The 18,494-nt window shown below is 63.3% G+C and carries 19 protein-coding genes, 1 tRNA gene and 1 pseudogene; 7 read left to right on the top strand and 14 right to left on the bottom strand.

Translation table 11 applies throughout. The annotated features are described in order from the left end of the window. The first annotated feature begins 34 nt into the window (after positions 1–34). Positions 35–355, top strand: a complete 321-nt coding sequence (trxA, locus tag V1277_RS15290; protein ID WP_016847387.1) for a thioredoxin — start codon at positions 35–37, stop codon at positions 353–355. 83 nt (positions 356–438) lie between these two features. Here the strand turns inward: trxA and V1277_RS15285 are convergent, their stop codons facing one another. The 13 genes from V1277_RS15285 to aroA form a co-directional block, all read right to left on the bottom strand. Further along, entirely contained in the window at positions 439–1,179 is a 741-nt protein-coding gene (locus V1277_RS15285) for a metallophosphoesterase family protein (protein WP_334417047.1), read from the bottom strand. A gap of 251 nt (positions 1,180–1,430) precedes the next feature. Then, positions 1,431–2,771 carry a bifunctional folylpolyglutamate synthase/dihydrofolate synthase gene (locus V1277_RS15280; protein WP_334417046.1) on the bottom strand — a complete coding sequence of 447 codons (1,341 nt, stop codon included), beginning with the start codon at positions 2,769–2,771 and terminating at the stop codon, positions 1,431–1,433. Next, entirely contained in the window at positions 2,768–3,709 is a 942-nt protein-coding gene (gene accD, locus V1277_RS15275) for an acetyl-CoA carboxylase, carboxyltransferase subunit beta (protein WP_334417045.1), read from the bottom strand. The genes V1277_RS15280 and accD overlap by 4 nt, the downstream gene beginning before the upstream one ends. A 101-nt stretch (positions 3,710–3,810) precedes the next feature. Continuing rightward, positions 3,811–4,647 (bottom strand): tryptophan synthase subunit alpha, encoded by an 837-nt coding sequence (gene trpA, locus V1277_RS15270; RefSeq protein WP_334417044.1) that lies wholly within the window; start codon positions 4,645–4,647, stop codon positions 3,811–3,813. Continuing rightward, complete coding sequence (gene trpB / locus V1277_RS15265; protein ID WP_334417043.1) at positions 4,644–5,861, bottom strand: tryptophan synthase subunit beta; 1,218 nt, start codon at positions 5,859–5,861, stop codon at positions 4,644–4,646. Before trpB ends, trpA begins: the two co-directional genes overlap by 4 nt. Further along, positions 5,858–6,517, bottom strand: coding sequence for a phosphoribosylanthranilate isomerase (locus V1277_RS15260; RefSeq protein WP_334417042.1), 660 nt, complete (start codon positions 6,515–6,517; stop codon positions 5,858–5,860). Before V1277_RS15260 ends, trpB begins: the two co-directional genes overlap by 4 nt. A 61-nt stretch (positions 6,518–6,578) precedes the next feature. Beyond that, the gene (locus V1277_RS15255; RefSeq protein ID WP_334417041.1) at positions 6,579–6,971 is read right to left on the bottom strand and encodes a LapA family protein; all 393 of its coding nucleotides are present in this window, start codon (positions 6,969–6,971) and stop codon (positions 6,579–6,581) included. 71 nt (positions 6,972–7,042) lie between these two features. After that, positions 7,043–7,348 carry an integration host factor subunit beta gene (locus V1277_RS15250; protein ID WP_057844774.1) on the bottom strand — a complete coding sequence of 102 codons (306 nt, stop codon included), beginning with the start codon at positions 7,346–7,348 and terminating at the stop codon, positions 7,043–7,045. A gap of 171 nt (positions 7,349–7,519) precedes the next feature. After that, positions 7,520–8,500: a signal peptide peptidase SppA gene (sppA, locus tag V1277_RS15245; RefSeq protein ID WP_334417040.1), complete on the bottom strand. Its 981-nt coding sequence runs from the start codon at positions 8,498–8,500 to the stop codon at positions 7,520–7,522. Positions 8,501–8,694: 194 nt separating this feature from the next. Continuing rightward, complete coding sequence (rpsA, locus tag V1277_RS15240; protein ID WP_028347899.1) at positions 8,695–10,398, bottom strand: 30S ribosomal protein S1; 1,704 nt, start codon at positions 10,396–10,398, stop codon at positions 8,695–8,697. Between the two features lie 428 nt (positions 10,399–10,826). Next, a complete protein-coding gene (cmk, locus tag V1277_RS15235; RefSeq protein WP_334371535.1) occupies positions 10,827–11,459 on the bottom strand; it encodes a (d)CMP kinase in 633 nt (210 codons plus the stop codon). Between the two features lies 1 nt (position 11,460). Continuing rightward, on the bottom strand, positions 11,461–11,892 hold the full coding sequence (locus V1277_RS15230; protein WP_334417038.1) for a hypothetical protein: 432 nt from the start codon (positions 11,890–11,892) through the stop codon (positions 11,461–11,463). Positions 11,893–11,926: 34 nt separating this feature from the next. Then, positions 11,927–13,264, bottom strand: a complete 1,338-nt coding sequence (aroA, locus tag V1277_RS15225) for a 3-phosphoshikimate 1-carboxyvinyltransferase (RefSeq protein WP_334417036.1) — start codon at positions 13,262–13,264, stop codon at positions 11,927–11,929. 143 nt (positions 13,265–13,407) lie between these two features. On the opposite strand from aroA, the gene V1277_RS15220 reads away from it, so the two are divergent. The 3 genes from V1277_RS15220 (at position 13,408) to V1277_RS15210 (ending at position 14,427) form a co-directional block, all read left to right on the top strand. Continuing rightward, positions 13,408–13,833, top strand: coding sequence for a TIGR02300 family protein (locus V1277_RS15220; RefSeq protein ID WP_065726216.1), 426 nt, complete (start codon positions 13,408–13,410; stop codon positions 13,831–13,833). Between the two features lie 90 nt (positions 13,834–13,923). After that, positions 13,924–13,999: transfer RNA gene (locus V1277_RS15215), tRNA-Ala, on the top strand. A 191-nt stretch (positions 14,000–14,190) separates the two neighbouring features. Then, entirely contained in the window at positions 14,191–14,427 is a 237-nt protein-coding gene (locus V1277_RS15210; RefSeq protein WP_334417034.1) for a GIY-YIG nuclease family protein, read from the top strand. Between the two features lie 11 nt (positions 14,428–14,438). Here the strand turns inward: V1277_RS15210 and V1277_RS15205 are convergent, their stop codons facing one another. Next, positions 14,439–14,897 (bottom strand): MarR family winged helix-turn-helix transcriptional regulator, encoded by a 459-nt coding sequence (locus V1277_RS15205; protein ID WP_334417032.1) that lies wholly within the window; start codon positions 14,895–14,897, stop codon positions 14,439–14,441. Between the two features lie 166 nt (positions 14,898–15,063). Here V1277_RS15205 and V1277_RS15200 point away from each other — a divergent pair, with 166 nt between their 5' ends. The 3 genes and pseudogenes from V1277_RS15200 to ugpB all read left to right on the top strand — a co-directional run bounded on the left by V1277_RS15200 (position 15,064) and on the right by ugpB (position 18,446). Then, the gene (locus V1277_RS15200; RefSeq protein ID WP_334417030.1) at positions 15,064–15,489 is read left to right on the top strand and encodes an organic hydroperoxide resistance protein; all 426 of its coding nucleotides are present in this window, start codon (positions 15,064–15,066) and stop codon (positions 15,487–15,489) included. 175 nt (positions 15,490–15,664) lie between these two features. Further along, entirely contained in the window at positions 15,665–16,861 is a 1,197-nt protein-coding gene (locus tag V1277_RS15195) for a CaiB/BaiF CoA transferase family protein (protein WP_334417028.1), read from the top strand. Between the two features lie 270 nt (positions 16,862–17,131). Continuing rightward, positions 17,132–18,446: pseudogene (gene ugpB, locus V1277_RS15190) on the top strand (sn-glycerol-3-phosphate ABC transporter substrate-binding protein UgpB). Positions 18,447–18,494: the final 48 nt, after the last annotated feature.

Here is an 18,494-nt window from a genome sequence, read left to right as displayed (position 1 = left end):
GCGCCCCTTAATTTCTAACCGAGAGGTAATTCCGATGGCCGTTGGCAAGGTTTCTGACGCCGATTTCGAAGCCGAAGTGCTCAAGGCGACCGGGCCGGTGGTCGTCGATTTCTGGGCCGAATGGTGCGGTCCCTGCCGCATGATCGCGCCTGCGCTCGACGAGATTTCCGGCGCCATGGGCGACAAGGTCAAGATCGTGAAGCTGAACGTCGACGAGAGCCCGAAGACCGCCTCGAAATACGGCGTGATGTCGATCCCGACCCTGATGATCTTCAAGGGCGGCGAGATGGCCTCCCGCCAGGTCGGCGCCGCGCCGAAGGCGAAGCTGCAGCAGTGGATCACGGCGGCGGTCTGACCGGTTTCGATTTTCTGATTTTGAAACGGCCGGCGAATAGCCGGCCGTTTTGCTTTTGTGGCGGATGATCTCGTAGTCCGGGACTATCTGATCCACCCCGTCGCCAGCGCGTCCGCCAGTTCGGCTTGGCCGTTTTGCCGCGCCAGCGCGGCCATCGCGCCGTGATCATACGGCACGTGCCGAAACGTGACGCGCCAGGCGCCATCAGCAAGTTCGAGGATAGCATAGCGCGCATCGGGCGTGCCGGCTTCGACGACATGCGGAAAGGGATGCACGTCGCGATAGCCGGGCGAGCCGACGCTGCCGGGGTTGACGATCAATCGGCCATCGCGAAGCCTGACCGCGCGGGCGAGATGGGTGTGCGCGCAGAGGATCAGGGACTGCGTGACGCCCCGCGCGCGCTCCTCGATTTCATCCAGCGATGACATTCGCACGGTGCCGTCGGGTAACACCGTTTCCAGCCAGTAGACCTCGTCATGCTCGGGCGTTGCATGGCAGAGGAAGACCCGATCGCGAAACACGGCCGTCTTCGGCACCGTGCGCAGCCAATCGAGATGGCGCTCTTCGAGCTGCGCGTGCGCCGGCCGGTCCCATGATCCCATCTTCTCCGGCGGCCGGTCGATCAGATAGCGATCATGATTGCCGAGTACGTGAACGGCATCGAGCGCCATCAGCGCATCCATGGTGCGTCGCGCGTCGAGCGGTCCGCTCGCCATGTCGCCGAGATTGACGATTTCGCCAATGCCCAGTGCGCGGATGTCGGCCAGCACCGCTTCCAGCGCGAGATAATTTCCGTGCACATCGGCAATGGCGGCAAAACGCATGGGGATTCCAGCTTTGATGATTGTCGCACGGCCCTGCAAGAACGATGCTGCGCCATCTACCTCATTTGGGTGAAGCCAGCCTGCAACATTATCCTTACTTCCTATTGCGGAACGAAGGTTCCGACTCGCAGCTCTCATGCGTCTTGGCTAGTCTTTGCAAAGACCGGGGCTGGCTAGTTCATAAGCAATCGATATTTTTTCCCGGGCGGCCGCTGGAAGCGATTCCAGCGGTCATTTAATTTTGGGGAATACTATGCCGGCGGCGTGCCGTTGATGGCAAGCACGTGGCCGACGAGATAGAGGGAGCCGGTGACCAGAATCCGCGGCGGCACTTCGTAGGCGAGACGCGAGAGCGCGTGCAGCGCGGCTTCGACGCTTGCGGCATTTTCCACGCGCATGCCGAGCGCGCGCGCCGCATCCGCCAGCCGGTCCGGCGGCATCGCATTGTCGCGTCCGGGGATCGGCACCGCCACGATGTGCCGCGTCAGTCCTGCGAAATTGGCGAGAAACGCGCCGGCATCCTTGTTCGCCATCATACCCGCGATCACCACCAGGGGCCGCGACACCCGCTCTTCGAGATCGCCGAGCGCGGCCGCAGCGACGCGGCCGCCTTCCGCATTGTGTCCGCCATCGAGCCAGATCTCGCAGCCCTTCGGCCCCTGATCGACCAGTGCGCCCGAGACCAGCCGCTGCATGCGCGCCGGCCATTCTGCGCCAACGATGCCGGCCTCGAACGCCGCCATTCCGATCCTGAACGCCTCGATCGCGCGCAGCGTGGCGATGGCAAGGCCGGCATTGTCGAATTGATGCCGCCCGAACAGCTTTGGCGCCGCAAGATCCATCAGGCCGCGCTCGTCCTGATAGACCAGCCGCCCGCGCTCGACACCGACATGCCATTGCTGCCCGGCAGCATGCAACGGCGCGCGCATGCGGTTGGCCTGCGCCTCGATCATCGCCATCGCCTCCGGCGCCTGCTCCGCGCAGATCACCGGCGCTCCGCGCTTGAGAATGGCGACCTTCTCGCCGGCGATCGCGGTCAGCGTGTTACCGAGAAATTCCGTATGGTCCATACTGACTGGCGTGATCACGGTCGCGACCGGCCGGTCGATTACGTTGGTGGCGTCAAGTCTTCCGCCGAGACCGGCTTCCAGCAGCACGACATCGGCGTCATGCTCCGCGAACAAGCAGAACGCCGCCACGGTCTCCATCTCGAAAATCGTGATCGGATCGCCCGCGTTGACCTGCTCGCAATGCTCCAGCACCCGGCGCAACTCGGCATCATCAGCCAGCCGTCCGCCGCCCTTCTCGCCCAGCCGGAAACATTCGTTGATCCTGACCAGATAGGGCGAGGTGTAGACGTGCACGCGCAGGCCTGCAGCCTCCAGGATCGCGCGCAGATAAGCGATGGTGGAGCCCTTGCCATTGGTGCCGGCGACATGGATCACCGGCGGCAACAGCCGCTCCGGATGATCGAGCCGCGCCAGCAGGCGGAGCATCCGATCAAGGTTGAGATCGATCCGCTTCGGATGCAAGGCAGACAGCCGCGCGATCAATTCACCGAGCGGCTGGGATCTGGCGGCAGGCAGGCTCACGCGTGGGGCGCAGCCGGCACCGCTTCCGGGGCCGAGACGATCTGGGCCGGATCTGTGACCTCAGGCAAAGGCTTTGAGGCGACGTCAAGCGGTGGCGATTTGGTGAGGAGCCGGCACAGCCGCGCCAGCGTTGAACGCATCTCGTGGCGATGCACGACCATGTCGATCATGCCGTGGTCGAGCAGATATTCGGCGCGCTGGAACCCTTCCGGCAATTTTTCACGGATGGTCTGCTCGATCACGCGCGCGCCAGCAAAGCCGATCAGCGCGCCGGGTTCGGCGATCTGCACGTCGCCCAGCATGGCGTAGGATGCAGTCACGCCGCCGGTGGTCGGATTGGTCAGCACCACGATGTAGGGCAGCTTTGCTTCCCGCAGCATCTGTACGCCGACGGTGGTGCGCGGCATCTGCATCAACGACAGGATGCCTTCCTGCATGCGTGCGCCGCCCGAGGCCGCGAACACGATGAACGGCGACTTCTTCTCCACCGCAAGCTCGAGCCCGCGCACGATCGCCTCGCCCGCGGCCATGCCGAGCGAGCCACCCATGAAATCGAAATCCTGCACCGCGATCACGACGCCGGCGCCTTCGAGCTTGCCGTAGCCGACCTTGATGGCGTCGTTCAGCCCGGTCTTGGCGCGGGCGTCCTTGATGCGGTCGGCGTATTTGCGTTCATCGCGGAACTTCAGCGGATCGGCCGCCACTTCGGGCAGCGCGATGTCGTACCAGGTCTCGTTGTCGAAGATCGACTTCAGCCGCGCCACCGCGCCCATGCGCATGTGGTAGTTCGAGCCGGGAATGACGAACTGGTTGGCCTCGACGTCCTTGTAAAACACGAGCTGTCCGGAATCCGGGCACTTGATCCACAAGTTCTCCGGCGTCTCGCGGCGCAGGATGTTGCGGATTTTCGGCCGGACGACATTGGTGAGCCAATTCATGGTTCGCTCCGAATGCGGTTGAACGCATTGATGGAATATATGGCGGCCTGGCCTGGACCCGGCAAGCCGCCGTTAACGCCTATTTCCACGCAAATTGTGGCTTATTCCGCAGCCTGCTTCGCGCCCCGGACGCCCTGCGCCAGCGACGCGACGAGATCGGCCACAGCGGCCACCGTCTTGGTGGTCGCCTGCCCCCGGGTGTCGAGGCTGTCGCGCAACGCATCGACCAAGGCGGTGCCGACCACGGCGCCATTGGCCTTCTCGGCAATCGCGCGCGCCGCCTGCGGGGTGCGGATGCCGAAGCCGACGCATACCGGAAGCTTGGTGTGGCGCTTGATACGGGCCACCGCATCGCCGACCACCTTCGAATCGGCCGCCGCAGCGCCGGTGATGCCGGTGATCGAGACGTAGTAGACAAAGCCGGAAGTATTCGCGAGCACAGCGGGCAGGCGTTTGTCGTCCGTCGTAGGTGTCGCCAGGCGGATGAAGTTGAGCCCGGCCTTCAGCGCGGGGATGCAGAGCTCATCATCCTCCTCCGGCGGCAGGTCGACGATGATGAGGCCATCGACGCCGGCGGTCTTGGCGTCGGCGAGGAACCTGTCGACCCCATAAATATAGATCGGATTGTAATAGCCCATCAGCACCAGCGGCGTAGTGTTGTCTTCCTCGCGGAAGCCGCGCACCATCTCGAGCGTCTTCCTCAGGGTCATGCCGCCCTTGAGCGCGCGCAGACCCGCGGCCTGGATCGACGGTCCGTCCGCCATCGGATCGGTGAAGGGCATCCCGATTTCGATGATATCGGCGCCCGCCTTGGGCAGCGCCTTGATGATGTCGAGCGAAGTTAAGGGATCGGGATCGCCGGCCATCAGGAAGGTGACAAACGCCGAGCGACCTTCTTTTGCGAGCTCGGCAAAGCGTGCGTCGATGCGGGTGGTCACTGCTTCCTGCCTTTCAATATCTCCGTGATCTGCGGAATGTCCTTGTCGCCACGGCCGGAAAGATTGACCACCATCAGATGGTCCTTCGGCCGCTTCGGCGCGAGCTCCGTGACCTTGGCGATCGCGTGCGCAGACTCCAGCGCGGGTGGAATGCCTTCCAGTCGCGACAGCAGCATGAAGGCGGCGAGCGCTTCGTCGTCGGTCGCCGAAAGGTAAGTGACGCGGCCGGTCTCGTGCAGCCAGGAATGCTCCGGCCCGATGCCGGGATAATCGAGCCCCGCCGAGATCGAATGCGCATCCTGGATCTGGCCGTCATCGTCCATCAAGAGATAGGTGCGGTTACCATGGAGAACGCCGGGCCGGCCGCCGGCGATCGAGGCGGCATGCAGTTGTGTCAGCCCATGCCCGGCCGCCTCGACACCAAAAATTTCGACGGAGGGATCGTCGAGGAACGGATGAAACAGGCCCATCGCGTTGGAGCCGCCGCCGATGCAGGCGACCAGCGAATCCGGCAACCGGCCTTCGGCCTCCTGCATCTGCTTGCGCGTTTCATCGCCGATCACTGACTGGAAGTCGCGCACCATCATCGGATAGGGATGCGGCCCCGCTACCGTGCCGATGCAGTAGAAAGTGTTGTGCACGTTGGTGACCCAGTCGCGCAGCGCCTCGTTCATGGCGTCCTTGAGCGTGCGCGTGCCCGACTGCACCGGCACGACCTTGGCGCCCAACATCTCCATGCGGAACACGTTCGGCGCCTGACGGGCGACGTCCACCGCGCCCATATAGACGACGCATTCGAGACCAAAGCGTGCGCACAGTGTCGCGGTGGCGACGCCATGCTGGCCGGCACCGGTCTCGGCGATGATGCGCTTCTTGCCCATGCGGCGCGCGACCATGATCTGGCCGAGCACGTTGTTCACCTTGTGCGAGCCGGTATGATTCAGCTCTTCGCGCTTCAGGTAAATTTTGGCGCCGCCGAGATGCTCGGTGAGCCGCTCGGCCAAATAGAGCGGTGATGGTCGGCCGACGTAGTCCTTGAGATAGCCGTTCATCTCGGCCTGGAATGACGGATCGGCCTTGGCCGCCGCATAGGCTTTTTCCAGGTCGAGGATCAGCGGCATCAGCGTTTCCGCGACGAAGCGGCCGCCGAAATTGCCAAAATGCCCGCGCTCGTCGGGACCGGTGCGAAATGAATTGGGCAGGCGTGGATTCATCGGACCATCAATTCTTCGGTGGCGCGCGCGGCGCGAATGAAATGGCGGATCAGCTCGGGATCCTTGACACCGGGCGCACTTTCCACGCCCGAGGATACGTCGACGCCGCCGGCGCGGGTAACGCGAACCGCGTCCGCGACATTGTCGGCGCTGAGCCCGCCGGAGACCATGAAGGGCAATTGGAGATCGAGCTTTTCCAAAACGTGCCAGTCAAACACGGCCCCCAACCCGCCAGGACGGGTGGCGCCCTTGGGAGCGCGAGCATCGAACAGGATGCGGTCGGCAACGCTCGCATAGCCCGGCAGCGCGGCGAGATCGGCCGAGGTCTCAACGGCGATCACCTTCATGACCGGCAATCCGAATTTTTGTTTGATGTCGCGCACCCGCGCGATGGTTTCCTTGCCGTGCAGTTGCAGCAGGTCCGGCTGCAGCGTCTCGGCGATATTTTCGAGCGTCGCATCGTCGGCATCTACGGTCAATGCCACCTTGGCCGCGCGGCCCTTGGCCTGCCGGCCGAGTTCGCGCGCCGTCTCGAGGCTGAGATGGCGCGGCGACGGGGAGAAGAACACGAATCCCACCATGTCGGCACCCGCCTCAAGCGCTACCTCGAGCGTCTCGCGCGTGGACAGGCCGCAAATTTTGACGAGCAGGGACATGGTCTCTCGGGCACATATTTCGCCCCGTAACCGGGTGGAACAGGGGCTGACGGGGCGGGTTCTACAACGTCGCGCCCTGCTTGTCTCGCCCGGCGGCCCCATAGAAGCCGTACGGGGACGGTGCCGGAAGCCGCTGCTGGTCGGCCCGGGAAACTGCCGCCGCGGCCCGTAAATCAGCCGTTTCCGCCCTTGCCCGGCGGGCATCCGCCTCATGCTGGCGCGCCGCACGGCGCCAGTGGCGTTGGCGGAACCAGGTCGCCATGCCGCCCGCCGCCACCCCCAGAATGGCCACCGTGATGATCACGGCAAACAGCGGCAAGCTCACCGCGATCGCCGGATCGGTCGAATTGAAGGGATCGAACGATACCGTCACGAAATGGCGGTTGGCGACGGCGAAAATGATGAAGATCAGCCCTAAGGGAATGACGACCAGCGCCGTGAAGAACTTTCGCATGACCATCTCTCGCAGTGATGGAGAAGGGCGGGCACGAGGCCCGCAACACGGCTACAGATCGCAAAAATGGGTTACGCGCCGGCCTCGGGCGAGCCGTTGTCGCGGTTCAGCCGCTCGCGCATTTCCTTGCCCGTCTTGAAGAACGGCACGCTCTTCTGGTCGACCGGCACATGGGCGCCGGTGCGCGGATTGCGCCCTGCTCGCGCCGGGCGATGCTTGACCGAAAAAGCGCCGAAGCCGCGCAACTCGACACGGTCGCCGCGCGCCAAGGCAGCAACGATCTCATCGAGGATCGCGTTCACAATGTTCTCCACATCCCGCTGATAGAGGTGCGGGTTGTGCTCGGCGATGCGCTGAACAAGTTCGGATTTGATCATCGAAGTTGGGGTCCGGGATCGTGCGGACTTCCATTTCCGTGAAAATGCCTTGCACTGTCAAGACGCTAAATCACTTTTGGGCATCGCGAAATGGCGTGACAAACGGCCCCGAAGGGGTTTGTGACGACACCCGCAATGCGGGAGGCCGTCGCGAAAGGCAGCCGCTGCGGTTCAATTGGAGGCTGCGGGGCGCCACAACGCCAGCATGCCATCGAGCGCGAGCTGATCGACCGCCTGTGCGACGCCGACCTGTTCAATCTGGCGTGCAATGGAACTCAACCCGAGCGCATCGAACGCGATGGAAGCCGCCGTTCGCAGAAACGTCAGGTCGCCAAGCTGCGGACTCAGCTTGTAATCGCGCACCGGCAGATCTTTCTTGATCTTCTTCTCGGCGACCAGCCATGCAACGGCTGCTTTTTCGTCGCCGAGCTGATCGACCAGTTTCAGTTCGACCGCCTGCCGGCCGGTGAAGACCCGTCCGTCCGCAACTTTTTCCAGTAGCGCCTCATCCATGCCGCGCCGCTCCCTCACCAGGCCGCGGAACCAGGCATAGGAATCCTTCACCAGCGCGTCGAGCGCAGCGCGCGCTTCAGGACTGGTCGGCTCGAAACCATTGGGCGCAGCCTTTAGCGGCGAGGATTTCACCTCCTCGACCTTGACGCCCACGGTCTTCATCAGCTCGGTAAAATTCGGAAATTGAAACAGCACGCCGATCGAACCGACCAGCGAGCTCTGCCGGGCGACGATATGATCGGCGGCCAGCGCCGTGATGTAGCCGCCGGAGGCGGCCAGCCCCTCCACCACCACGACCAGCGGCTTCTTGGCCTTCAGCCGCACCAGCGAGTCGTAGAGCTGCTCGGAACCGGCCGTGGTGCCGCCCGGCGAATTGATGTGCAAGATGACCGCAGCATGGCTCGATTTCTCAAGCCGCTCCAGCGCCTCGACGCGCTGCTGGTCGCTGCGGATCAGCCCTTCGATATTGACGCGCGCGATCGATCCCGATGGCGTCAGGGCAGCCGGCCCGCTCGTTGTCGCGATTGCACCGGCGGTGATGATCGCCGCGATCGTCACCAGGCCAGCCATGATACGCCAGAACGTCAGCTTCCGGCGGATCCTGCGGCGATCGACGATCACGTCCGAATCGAGCGACATCGAAATTCTCCTGAAAACATCGGCCCGTTTTGCAGTCGCAGCGTGAGCGAAGCGTTACCTGATTACACCAATTGCGATGCAATATGAAGAAAGCAAGGCCCGGCTTCGTTTCCCCCCTCCCCTTGTGGGAGAAGGAAAAACGAAAAGGCCCCGGTCGAAACCGGGGCCTAATGTCGCAGCCGATAAGCGAACGCTTACTTCTCGCGGTTCTTGAGCGCGGTGCCGAGAATGTCGCCCAGCGTCGCGCCCGAATCGGAGGAGCCGTATTGCGCGATGGCTTCCTTTTCTTCGGCAACTTCCAGCGCCTTGATCGAGACCTGCACCTTGCGGGCCTTCTTGTCGAACTGGATCACGCGGGCATCGACCTTCTCGCCGACGGCAAAGCGTTCGGCGCGCTGATCGTTGCGGTCACGGGCCAGTTCGGAGCGCTTGATGAAGGTGGTAAAGTCGGTGCCCGAGATCTTCACCTCGATGCCGGCCTCCTTCACTTCCAGCACTTCGCAGGTCACGACCGCGCCCTTCTTGACGTCGCCGGGTTCTGCGAAGGGGTCGCCTTCGAGCTGCTTGACGCCAAGCGAGATGCGTTCCTTCTCGACATCGACGTCGAGCACCACGGCCTTGACCATGTCGCCCTTCTTGAAGTTGTCGATGACCTGCTCGCCCGGCAGCTTCCAGTCGAGGTCGGACAGATGGACCATGCCGTCGACGTCGCCGTCGAGGCCGAGGAACAAACCGAACTCGGTCTTGTTCTTGACCTCGCCCTCGACCACCGAACCGACCGGGAACTTCTCGACGAAGACTTCCCAGGGATTGCGCATGGTCTGCTTGAGGCCGAGCGAGATGCGGCGCTTGACGGAATCGACTTCGAGCACCTGCACTTCGACTTCCTGCGAGGTCGAAACGATCTTGCCGGGGTGCATGTTCTTTTTGGTCCACGACATTTCCGAGACGTGAATCAGGCCTTCGATGCCCGGCTCCAGTTCGACGAAAGCGCCGTAGTCGGTGATGTTGGTGACGCGGCCGGTGAAGCGCGCGTTCAGCGGGTACTTCGCCTCGATGCCCTGCCACGGGTCGTCCAGCAACTGCTTCATGCCGAGCGAAATGCGGTGGGTCTCGTGGTTGATCTTGATGATCTTGACCTTCACGGTCTGGCCGATGGTCAGCACTTCCGTCGGGTGATTGACCCGGCGCCAGGCGATATCGGTGACGTGGAGCAGGCCGTCGATGCCGCCGAGATCAACGAATGCACCGTAATCGGTGATGTTCTTGACCACGCCGTCGATCACCTGACCTTCTTCGAGGTTCTGCACCAGCTCCTGGCGCTGCTCGGCGCGGGTCTCTTCGAGAACCGTGCGGCGCGACACCACGATGTTGCCGCGGCGACGATCCATCTTGAGGATCTGGAACGGCTGCGAGTTGTTCATCAAGGGAGCGACGTCGCGGATCGGGCGGATATCGACCTGCGAGCGCGGCAGGAAGGCGACAGCGCCGTCGAGGTCGACGGTGAAGCCGCCCTTGACCTGGTTGAAGATGACGCCGTGAACCTTCTCGTTGTTGTTGAAGGCCTTCTCGAGCTTGCCCCAGCTTTCCTCGCGGCGCGCCTTGTCGCGCGACAGCACGGCTTCGCCGAGCGCATTCTCGATCCGGTCGAGGAACACCTCGACCTCGTCGCCGACCTTGAGATCGCTTTCGCGGCCGGGGCCGGCGAATTCGCGCAGCGCCACGCGGCCTTCGGTCTTCAGGCCGACGTCGATGACGGCCATGTCCTTTTCAATTGCAACCACCTTGCCCTTGATGACGGAGCTTTCCTGCAGATTGCCGCCGGCAAAGGACTCGTCCAGCATCGCAGCGAAATCGTCGCGGGTCGGATTATAAGAAGCAGCAGTAGTCGAAGCCATTTGTTCTCCAATGCGGGATCTTGCCGGCCGTTCGGGTTAAAGGGCGCATCGCACGTGAAGTGTCAGGGGTCCGCAAACCCTGACGACCGCATTTGCGGAGGGCGCAAAAGCGGGCCGGCAGCATGCCTGCACGTTCGATACGTTTGATGTCGCGCATTCCGCAAAAGCGGGTACCGGTTCAGCGGAAGAGTGCGCGTAGCGTCAGAAATCCGGAGCCTGAAACGAGCATATCGACTTCAAGAACCTGGAGCGGGCTTTCCTCCAATGACGGCGGGAGGTTCAAACCTCCGGCCGGCCCGCTCGGACAGCCCTGATCTCATCGATGGCGGCCCGGATGGGCGTGGATATAGCCCCACGGGCCATTTTCGGCAAGCCGGAAATGCCCGATTTACGGGCGGTTCGGGCCACCGCGACGGGTCAAATCCCGGCTATTTCCGCTGGGCGCGGACGGCCTCGACGATGGCAATTGCGGCGCGAACGCCGGCCTCGATGTCGAGATTGGAGTTATCCAGGATGTGGGCGTCGTCGGCCGCTTTGAGCGGGGCGGCAGCGCGATTGCGGTCCCGCTCGTCGCGCTTGAGGATATCGGCCAGCACCAGCGCCTCATCGGCCTCCTCGCCCCGCGCGCGGGCTTCGAGCGTCCGGCGGCGGGCCCGCACCTGCGGATCGGCGACTACGAAAATCTTCACGTCGGCGTTCGGGCAGATCACGGTTCCAATGTCGCGCCCGTCGAGCACGGCGCCCGGCGGATCGGCCGCGAACTGGCGCTGAAAATTGACCAGCGCCTCGCGCACACTAGGGATCGCCGACACCACCGAAGCGGCGTCGCCGATCCGTTGCGTCTTGAGCTCGGGATGCCCGAACTTCTCGGGATCAAGCTCCATCGCGACGGCGACGGCCCGCGCCTCGTCCGTCAGATCGAAACCCTCGTCCAGCAACGCCTTCGCCACCGCGCGATAGATCACGCCGGTGTCGAGGTGGCGATAGCCGTAATGATGGGCGAGGCGTTTGCCGAGCGTCCCTTTGCCGGATGCCGCCGGTCCGTCGATGGCGATGATCATGCTAATGCTCGGTTGTTGATTGAGTGCCAAGAGAGCATTGCAGCGGACGCTCTTCTGTGAAGATATTGCGCGATGCGAATTCGGCTGGACTACTGAAGGTCAGATATTCGCGCATCCCATCGCTCAAATACTCACGTCTCCAATCGACACCGATGGAACTCGTGTGCCACGGTTTTTCGAGCCTTCTGGAGGGATTGCTCGTCCATCTGGGAATACCCGCCAGCTTATATCGGCCAGCCAGATAGTGAGCGATCGCCCCCACCATAGCATCGAGCCGGCGATCGCCAGTCAACAGCGGTGCTTCAGCTAACATGGCCGCGCGGACATCCACGTCTGTTGTAGCCACGAAGCGATCGTGAAATTCCGGGAAGACCACGAAGTAGGGTTCTCCAAGGTTGATGCGTGCGACCGCCTGCGCAAGAGAGCCTATCACTTGGCTTGCTCCTCACTTGGCGCAATGCACACTCTCATGAAAGCTCAGCTCCCAGCGAGCGCATCATCGGGATGAAATCCGGAAAGCTGGTGGCGATGAAGGCGGTATCGTCGACCTTGATCGGCTTGTCGGCCGCAAGCCCCATCACCAGCGCCGACATCGCAATACGGTGGTCCATGTGGGTGGCGACGAGACCGCCGCCGGGGACGTGGCCGCGGCCCTCAACGATCAAATCATCGCCCGCGATCTCGACCCTGACGCCGTTGACGCGCAGCATAGCGGCGGTCGCCTCCAGCCGGTCGGACTCCTTGACGCGCAGTTCCTGCAGGCCGCGCATGATGGTGGTACCTTCGGCAAAGGAGGCTGCGACCGCGAGCACCAGATATTCGTCGATCATCGAGGGCGCGCGTTCCGGCGGCACCTCGATGCCGCGCAGTTTTGAGGCGCGCACGCGCAAGCGGGCCATCGGCTCGCCGGCGTCGCCGCGAACCTCGCTTTCCTCGATGGCGGCGCCCATCTCGCGCAGCGTCGTGAGCAGGCCGGTGCGCAACGGGTTGGTCATGACGTCGGAGAAGGTCACGTCGGAGCCAGCGACGATCAGCGCCGCCACGATCGGAAATGCCGCCGAAGACGGATCGGCAGGCACCACGACCTCGGCGCCGTGCAGTTCGGGCTGGCCGGTGAGCGCGATCTTGCGGCCGTGGCTGCCTTCCCTGACTGAGACGATATCTGCGCCGAAATGTTTCAGCATCAGCTCGGTATGATCGCGGCTGGCTTCCTGCTCGATGACGGTCGTGACGCCAGGCGCGGCAAGTCCCGCCAGCAGCACCGCCGACTTGATCTGAGCCGAGGCCACTGGCGTGCGATACAGGATCGGCACGGGATCGCGGGCGCCATGCAGCGTCAGCGGCAGGCGGCCGCCTTCCCTGGTCTCCCCGGCTTTGGCCCCCATCAGTTCCAGGGGATCGAGGATCCGGCGCATCGGGCGGGAGCGCAGCGAGGCGTCGCCGTCGAACACGGCCGTGATCGGGCAGCCGGCCACAGCCCCCATCACCAGCCGGCACCCGGTGCCGGAATTGCCGAAATCGAGCGGGGAGGCCGGCTGGGCGAAGCCTGCCACACCCACGCCCCTGACCTGCCAGGCAAACGGCCCGGTTCGCTCGACCTGGGCGCCCAGTGCTTGCATCGATTTGGCGGTGTTGAGGACGTCCTCGCCCTCGAGCAGGCCGGAGATCCTGGTTTCGCCGACCGAAAGCGCCCCCAGGATGAGCGCGCGGTGAGAAATCGACTTGTCGCCGGGAACGCGGACTTTCCCGGCCAAGGGACCGCTGGCGCGGGATTTCAGCGGGGTCTGGGTGGTTGAATGGGTCAAGATGGTGGTCCTCTGCGGGGGCGGCAGTATCACATGGACCACACGGCGTCACGCGGCCCTCAAAAGCTTCAAAGCGCTATTGACACCGGCCCCTCAACTAGCCAAGTGAAGCACCGTTTTTCAGAATTTCCCAGGATCTACACGTGGCCAAATCCGATCTCGGAACCAAGCGTATTTGCCCGACGACGGGTAAAAAGTTCTATGACCTGAACAAGAGCCCGGTGATTTCGCCCTACACCGGCGAGGTCGTCCCGATTGCCCCGATCGCGCCGCCGCGAGCCGCCCGTGGCGACGCCGCGCGCGCCGCAGCCGCCGCGTCGGCTACCGCTGCCGCCGATATGCCGGAGGCCGCCGAGGCCGAAGAATTGGTCTCGCTCGAGGAGGCCGATGCCGAGGAGAACACCGGCAAGGTCAAGGCCGTGGTTCCCGAATCGGAAGACGATATCGAGATCGACGAGACCATCGAGGACGATGACGACGACGATTCTACCTTCATTCCCGACGAGGAAGAGGGCGATGAGGACGTTACCGACATCATCGGCGACGTCGGAGGTGACGAAGAGACTTGAGATCGGCCCAGAACTATGTTCTGGGTCTCCCCCGCGAGTCGCCCAAGGCTTGCGGGAGCATGGTCGGAGAGACCGTGCCTTGACTGTGACGGGGCCATAGCTCAGCTGGGAGAGCGCTTGCATGGCATGCAAGAGGTCGGCGGTTCGATCCCGCCTGGCTCCACCAGCCTTCGCTTGCTTCGCAAGCTACGGCTCGGCAAGCCAAGCCGTGCGCTATCGTAGCGAAGCAAGCGAAGGCTGCCGCGGCGTAGCCCGAAGGGCGAAGACGGGCCTGGGCAAGCCCTGACGTAGTCAAAAGCCCGTTTCTCGTGAAAATGTGGTTTCCTCATCCTAAGCTTTGGCTTGGGCGGGTGATCCATGAAATACGTCTACATTCTCGAAAGTCTCGACTCTCTGCATTTCTACATCGGCATCACGGACGACTTGCGAGGTCGATTGGCAAGACACAACGCGGGTGACCTCCCGCACACTTCGAAATACGGGCCTTGGCGAATTAAGACCTACGTGGCGTTCAGCGATGAAGCTCAGGCGGTCGCGTTCGAAAAATACTTGAAGTCAGCCTCCGGTCGCGCCTTCGCCAAGAAGCGCCTCTAGCCGCCGCCCCCTCACTCCCCCACCACCGCATTCAACCGGTCGCGCAGCGCGACGATCTCGTTCTTCATCGCCGCCAGCTCGCCGACCGAGCAGGCCGACGCCGCCAGGATCGCCTGCGGCACAGCCCGCGCTTTCTCCCGCAGCGCTTCGCCCTTTGGGGTTAATGCGATCAGCACCTGCCGCTCGTCCTCGGTGCTGCGTGTCCGCTTGATCAGTTCGGCCGCCTCCAGCCGCTTGAGCAGCGGCGTCAGCGTGCCGGAATCCAGGTGCAGCCGCTCGCCGATGTCTTTCACCGGCACGCCGTCGCGCTCCCACAGCACCAGCATGACCAGATATTGCGGATAGGTGAGTCCGAGCCGGTCGAGCAGCGGCTTGTAGACGCGGTTGAACGCGTGCGCGGTGGAATACACCGCAAAGCAGAGCTGATTATCGAGCTTCAGCGGCAGGTCAGCCGCATGTTTTCTGGCCATCACAACCTCGTCAACGGGCGGCGCCCCTGCCCCGATTGGGAGCCGTAAGCGCTTGATTTCAATTGTATACAATTAAATCGCGGCCTCTGCAATAATTTTGATTGTGCAAAATCTAATTGTGTGCAATACATAGTCCACCAAAACGGCAAACCCAGAGGAGACCGACATGTCCGTGAACGTGCTCTACAAGACCAGCGCCAAGGCAACCGGCGGCCGCGATGGCCACGCCGCCACCCTCGACGGCGCACTCGACGTCAAGCTCGCCACCCCGAAAGAACTCGGCGGCGGCGGTGGCGCCGGCAACAATCCCGAGCAACTGTTCGCGGCCGGTTATGCCGCCTGCTTCATCGGCGCGATGAAATTCGTGGCTTCGCAGGGCGGGCCGAAGGTGCCGGCGGACGCCTCGGTGACCTCCACCGTCGGCATCGGTCCGCGCTCGGCCGGCGGCTTCGGCCTCGATATCGAACTCGCCGTTTCGCTGCCCGGCGTTCCCAAGGCGGAAGCGGAAGCCCTCGTCGCGAAAGCCCATCAGGTGTGCCCTTACTCCAACGCCACGCGCGGCAATGTGGATGTGCGCCTGATGGTCGTCTGACGGCATGATTCAAACGGCCCGCCGCTGATATCGGCGGGCCGTTCGTCCCGCGGAATTTTCGAGTTCGTGCTACGGCGGCCGCGTCATGCGCCTGTGCGCGAGACGCCATTGCCGCCGCGCCTGAAGACCGCTAGCTCAAAGCCTCCATTTCTCACCCTGAGCGAAGGTCTTCTCCATGAGTTCTCCCGGCGCAATGACCGGCCTGCGCGTGATCGATCTGACGCGCGTGCTTGGCGGCCCCTATTGCACGCAAATCCTCGCCGACCACGGCGCCGACGTGATCAAGGTCGAGCCGCCGGCTGGCGATGAAGTCCGCGACTGGGGCCCTCCGTTCCACGAGGAGGACGCGGCCTATTTCGTCGGCATCAACCGCAACAAGCGCTCGATCGGCCTCGACCTCGCGTCCGAGGACGGACGCGCGGTGCTGATGAAGCTATTGGAGACGGCCGACGTCCTGATCGAGAATTTCAAGCCGGGCACGCTCGACAAATGGGGCATCGGCAACGACGTCTTGCGCGCGAAGTTTCCAAGACTGGTGCACTGCCGGATTTCCGGGTTCGGCGCCGACGGTCCGCGCGGCGGCAATCCCGGCTATGACGCGATCATCCAGGCCATGACCGGCATGATCGCGGCGACCGGCTCGCCCGAAAGCGGCCCGATGCGGATCGGCGTACCGCTGGTCGACATCACCACCGGGCTTTACGCGGCGATCGGCATCCTGATGGCGCTGTCGGAGCGGCAGCGTTCGGGACTTGGCCAGTTTCTCGAAACCACGCTGTATGAAACCGGCCTTGCGATCATGCATCCGCACACCGCGAACTATTTCATGCATGGCAAGCCGCCGTCGCTCACCGGCAACGAGCACCCGAACCTCGTTCCTTACGCGATCTTCCCGACCAAGACCGACAACATCTTCATCGGCGTCGGCAATGACGGCACCTTCCGCAAGCTTGCCAAGGAAATCGGCAAGCCCGAACTCGGCACCGATCCGCGCTTTGCCCGCAACAAGAACCGTATCGCCAACCGCGAGGCGCTGCGCGCCGAGCTCGCCGCCGTGTTCAGCCAGCACGAGGCCGAACCGCTCTGCAATCGGCTGCTGGCGGCGGGACTGCCGGCGGGCCCGGTGCAGAAGATCGACCAGGCGCTGACCAATCCGCATACGCTGCATCGCGGCGATATCATCGAAAAGGACTGGTACAAGGGCGTCGCCTCCCCGATCCGGCTGGAGCGGACCAAGCCCAGCCTGCGCCGCACGCCGCCGAAATTCAGCCAGCACACATCGGAGGTGCTGGGCGAGTTCGGCTACTCGAAGGGCGAGATCGAGGCGCTGGTCGCCAAGGGCGCGGTCTGCGGCTCCGAACGCAAGCGCTAGACCCCGTCGCCCCTGCGAACGCAGGGGCCCATACGCCGCGGCTTCGCTTTGGGCGCTATGGTAGCCGCTTTTCTTCAACCACAGACGGTGTGGTTATGGGCCCCTGCGTTCGCAGGGGCAGCGGCTATCATTGGCGCCTTCGCCTATTTTCCGGCTTCCCCAGCCGCACGCTTTCCCACTAGCATCCTTTCGCTTATACGGTCATTTGCACGTCATCCGGCGCTGTTATCGCGCGAAACGAAGGTGACGACCCCAACCTGGAGGAATTACATGGCATTTCGACAATTCGGCCCAGCCGCGGCAGTCACTGCTGCGCTGGCGTTCGCAACACCTGCCCACGCTGTGACCGAGATCCAGTGGTGGCACGCCATGACCGGCGGCAACAACGACATCGTCAACAAGCTCGCCGAAGAGTTCAACGCCAGCCAGTCCGACTACAAGGTCGTGCCGTCCTACAAGGGCAGCTATCCCGACACCATGAACGCCGGCATCGCGGCGTTCCGCGCCGGCAACGCGCCGCACATCATGCAAGTGTTCGAAGTCGGCACCGCCACCATGATGAGCGCCACCGGCGCCATCAAGCCAGTCTACCAGCTCATGAAGGATGCCGGCGAGCCGTTCGACCCCAAGGCGTACCTGCCGACCATCACCGGCTACTACTCGACCTCCAAGGGAGACATGCTTTCGTTCCCCTTCAACTCCTCGTCGACGGTGATGTGGATCAACAAGGTTGAATTGAAGAAGGCGGGTGTCACCGAAATCCCGAAGACCTGGCCCGAAGTGTTCGACGCCGCCAAGAAGCTGAAAGCGGCGGGGCATGCGACCTGCGGCTTCTCCAATGCCTGGGCGAGCTGGGTGCATATCGAGCAGTTCTCGGCCTGGCACAACGTGCCGATCGGCACCAAGGCCAACGGCCTCGACGGTTTCGATACCGAGCTGAAGTTCAACTCGCCGCTGCATGTAAAACACCTGCAGAACCTGGTCGATCTGCAGAAGGACAAGACCTACGATTATGGCGGGCGCACCAGCACCAACGAGGCCCGCTTCGGCTCCGGCGAATGCGCGATCTTCCTGACCTCGTCGGGCTATTACGCGACCGCCAAAGGCACGGCCAAATTCGACTTCACCTCGGCGCCGATGCCCTATTACCCTGATGTTGCCGGCGCCCCGCAGAACTCGATTATCGGCGGCGCGTCGCTCTGGGTGATGGGCGGCAAGAAGCCGGAGGAATACAAGGGCGTCGCAAAGTTCTTCACCTTACCTGTCGGACACCAACCGCCAGGCCAAGCTGCATCAGGAGTCCGGCTATCTGCCGATCACCAAGGCGGCTTACGAGAAGTCGATCAAGGACGGCTTCTATGAGAAGAACCCGACTCTGCAGACTCCCTTGAAGGAACTCACCAACAAGGAGCCGACCGAGAATTCGCGCGGCCTGCGCTTCGGCAACATGGTGCAGATGCGCGACCTCTGGTCCGAGGAGATCGAGGCGGCGCTGGGCGGCAAGAAGTCCGCGAAGGAAGCCCTCGATGCGGCCGTCTCCCGGGGCAATGCGATGTTGCGCACCTTCGAGAAGACTGCCAAGTAGGCGAAGCTGAACCAGACTACCGGCGCTCCCTCCTGCAATGCGGGAGGG

Origin of the sequence: Bradyrhizobium sp. AZCC 1588, from assembly GCF_036924735.1 — a bacterium.
Taxonomy (GTDB): domain Bacteria; phylum Pseudomonadota; class Alphaproteobacteria; order Rhizobiales; family Xanthobacteraceae; genus Bradyrhizobium.
Note: the sequence above shows the minus strand (reverse complement) of the source record. Positions and strands in the feature narration are given on the sequence as shown.

Coding starts and splice junctions, on each gene's coding strand:
- V1277_RS15250 (WP_057844774.1), bottom strand. CDS start 7,348: ATGATCAAATCCGAACTTGTTCAGCGCATCGCCGAGCACAACCCGCAC.
- V1277_RS15195 (WP_334417028.1), top strand. CDS start 15,665: ATGAGTTCTCCCGGCGCAATGACCGGCCTGCGCGTGATCGATCTGACG.
- V1277_RS15255 (WP_334417041.1), bottom strand. CDS start 6,971: ATGCGAAAGTTCTTCACGGCGCTGGTCGTCATTCCCTTAGGGCTGATC.
- V1277_RS15200 (WP_334417030.1), top strand. CDS start 15,064: ATGTCCGTGAACGTGCTCTACAAGACCAGCGCCAAGGCAACCGGCGGC.
- V1277_RS15260 (WP_334417042.1), bottom strand. CDS start 6,517: ATGTCCCTGCTCGTCAAAATTTGCGGCCTGTCCACGCGCGAGACGCTC.
- rpsA (WP_028347899.1), bottom strand. CDS start 10,398: ATGGCTTCGACTACTGCTGCTTCTTATAATCCGACCCGCGACGATTTC.
- trxA (WP_016847387.1), top strand. CDS start 35: ATGGCCGTTGGCAAGGTTTCTGACGCCGATTTCGAAGCCGAAGTGCTC.
- V1277_RS15285 (WP_334417047.1), bottom strand. CDS start 1,179: ATGCGTTTTGCCGCCATTGCCGATGTGCACGGAAATTATCTCGCGCTG.
- trpB (WP_334417043.1), bottom strand. CDS start 5,861: ATGAATCCACGCCTGCCCAATTCATTTCGCACCGGTCCCGACGAGCGC.
- cmk (WP_334371535.1), bottom strand. CDS start 11,459: ATGATCATCGCCATCGACGGACCGGCGGCATCCGGCAAAGGGACGCTC.
- accD (WP_334417045.1), bottom strand. CDS start 3,709: ATGAATTGGCTCACCAATGTCGTCCGGCCGAAAATCCGCAACATCCTG.
- sppA (WP_334417040.1), bottom strand. CDS start 8,500: ATGTCGCTCGATTCGGACGTGATCGTCGATCGCCGCAGGATCCGCCGG.
- V1277_RS15210 (WP_334417034.1), top strand. CDS start 14,191: ATGAAATACGTCTACATTCTCGAAAGTCTCGACTCTCTGCATTTCTAC.
- V1277_RS15205 (WP_334417032.1), bottom strand. CDS start 14,897: ATGGCCAGAAAACATGCGGCTGACCTGCCGCTGAAGCTCGATAATCAG.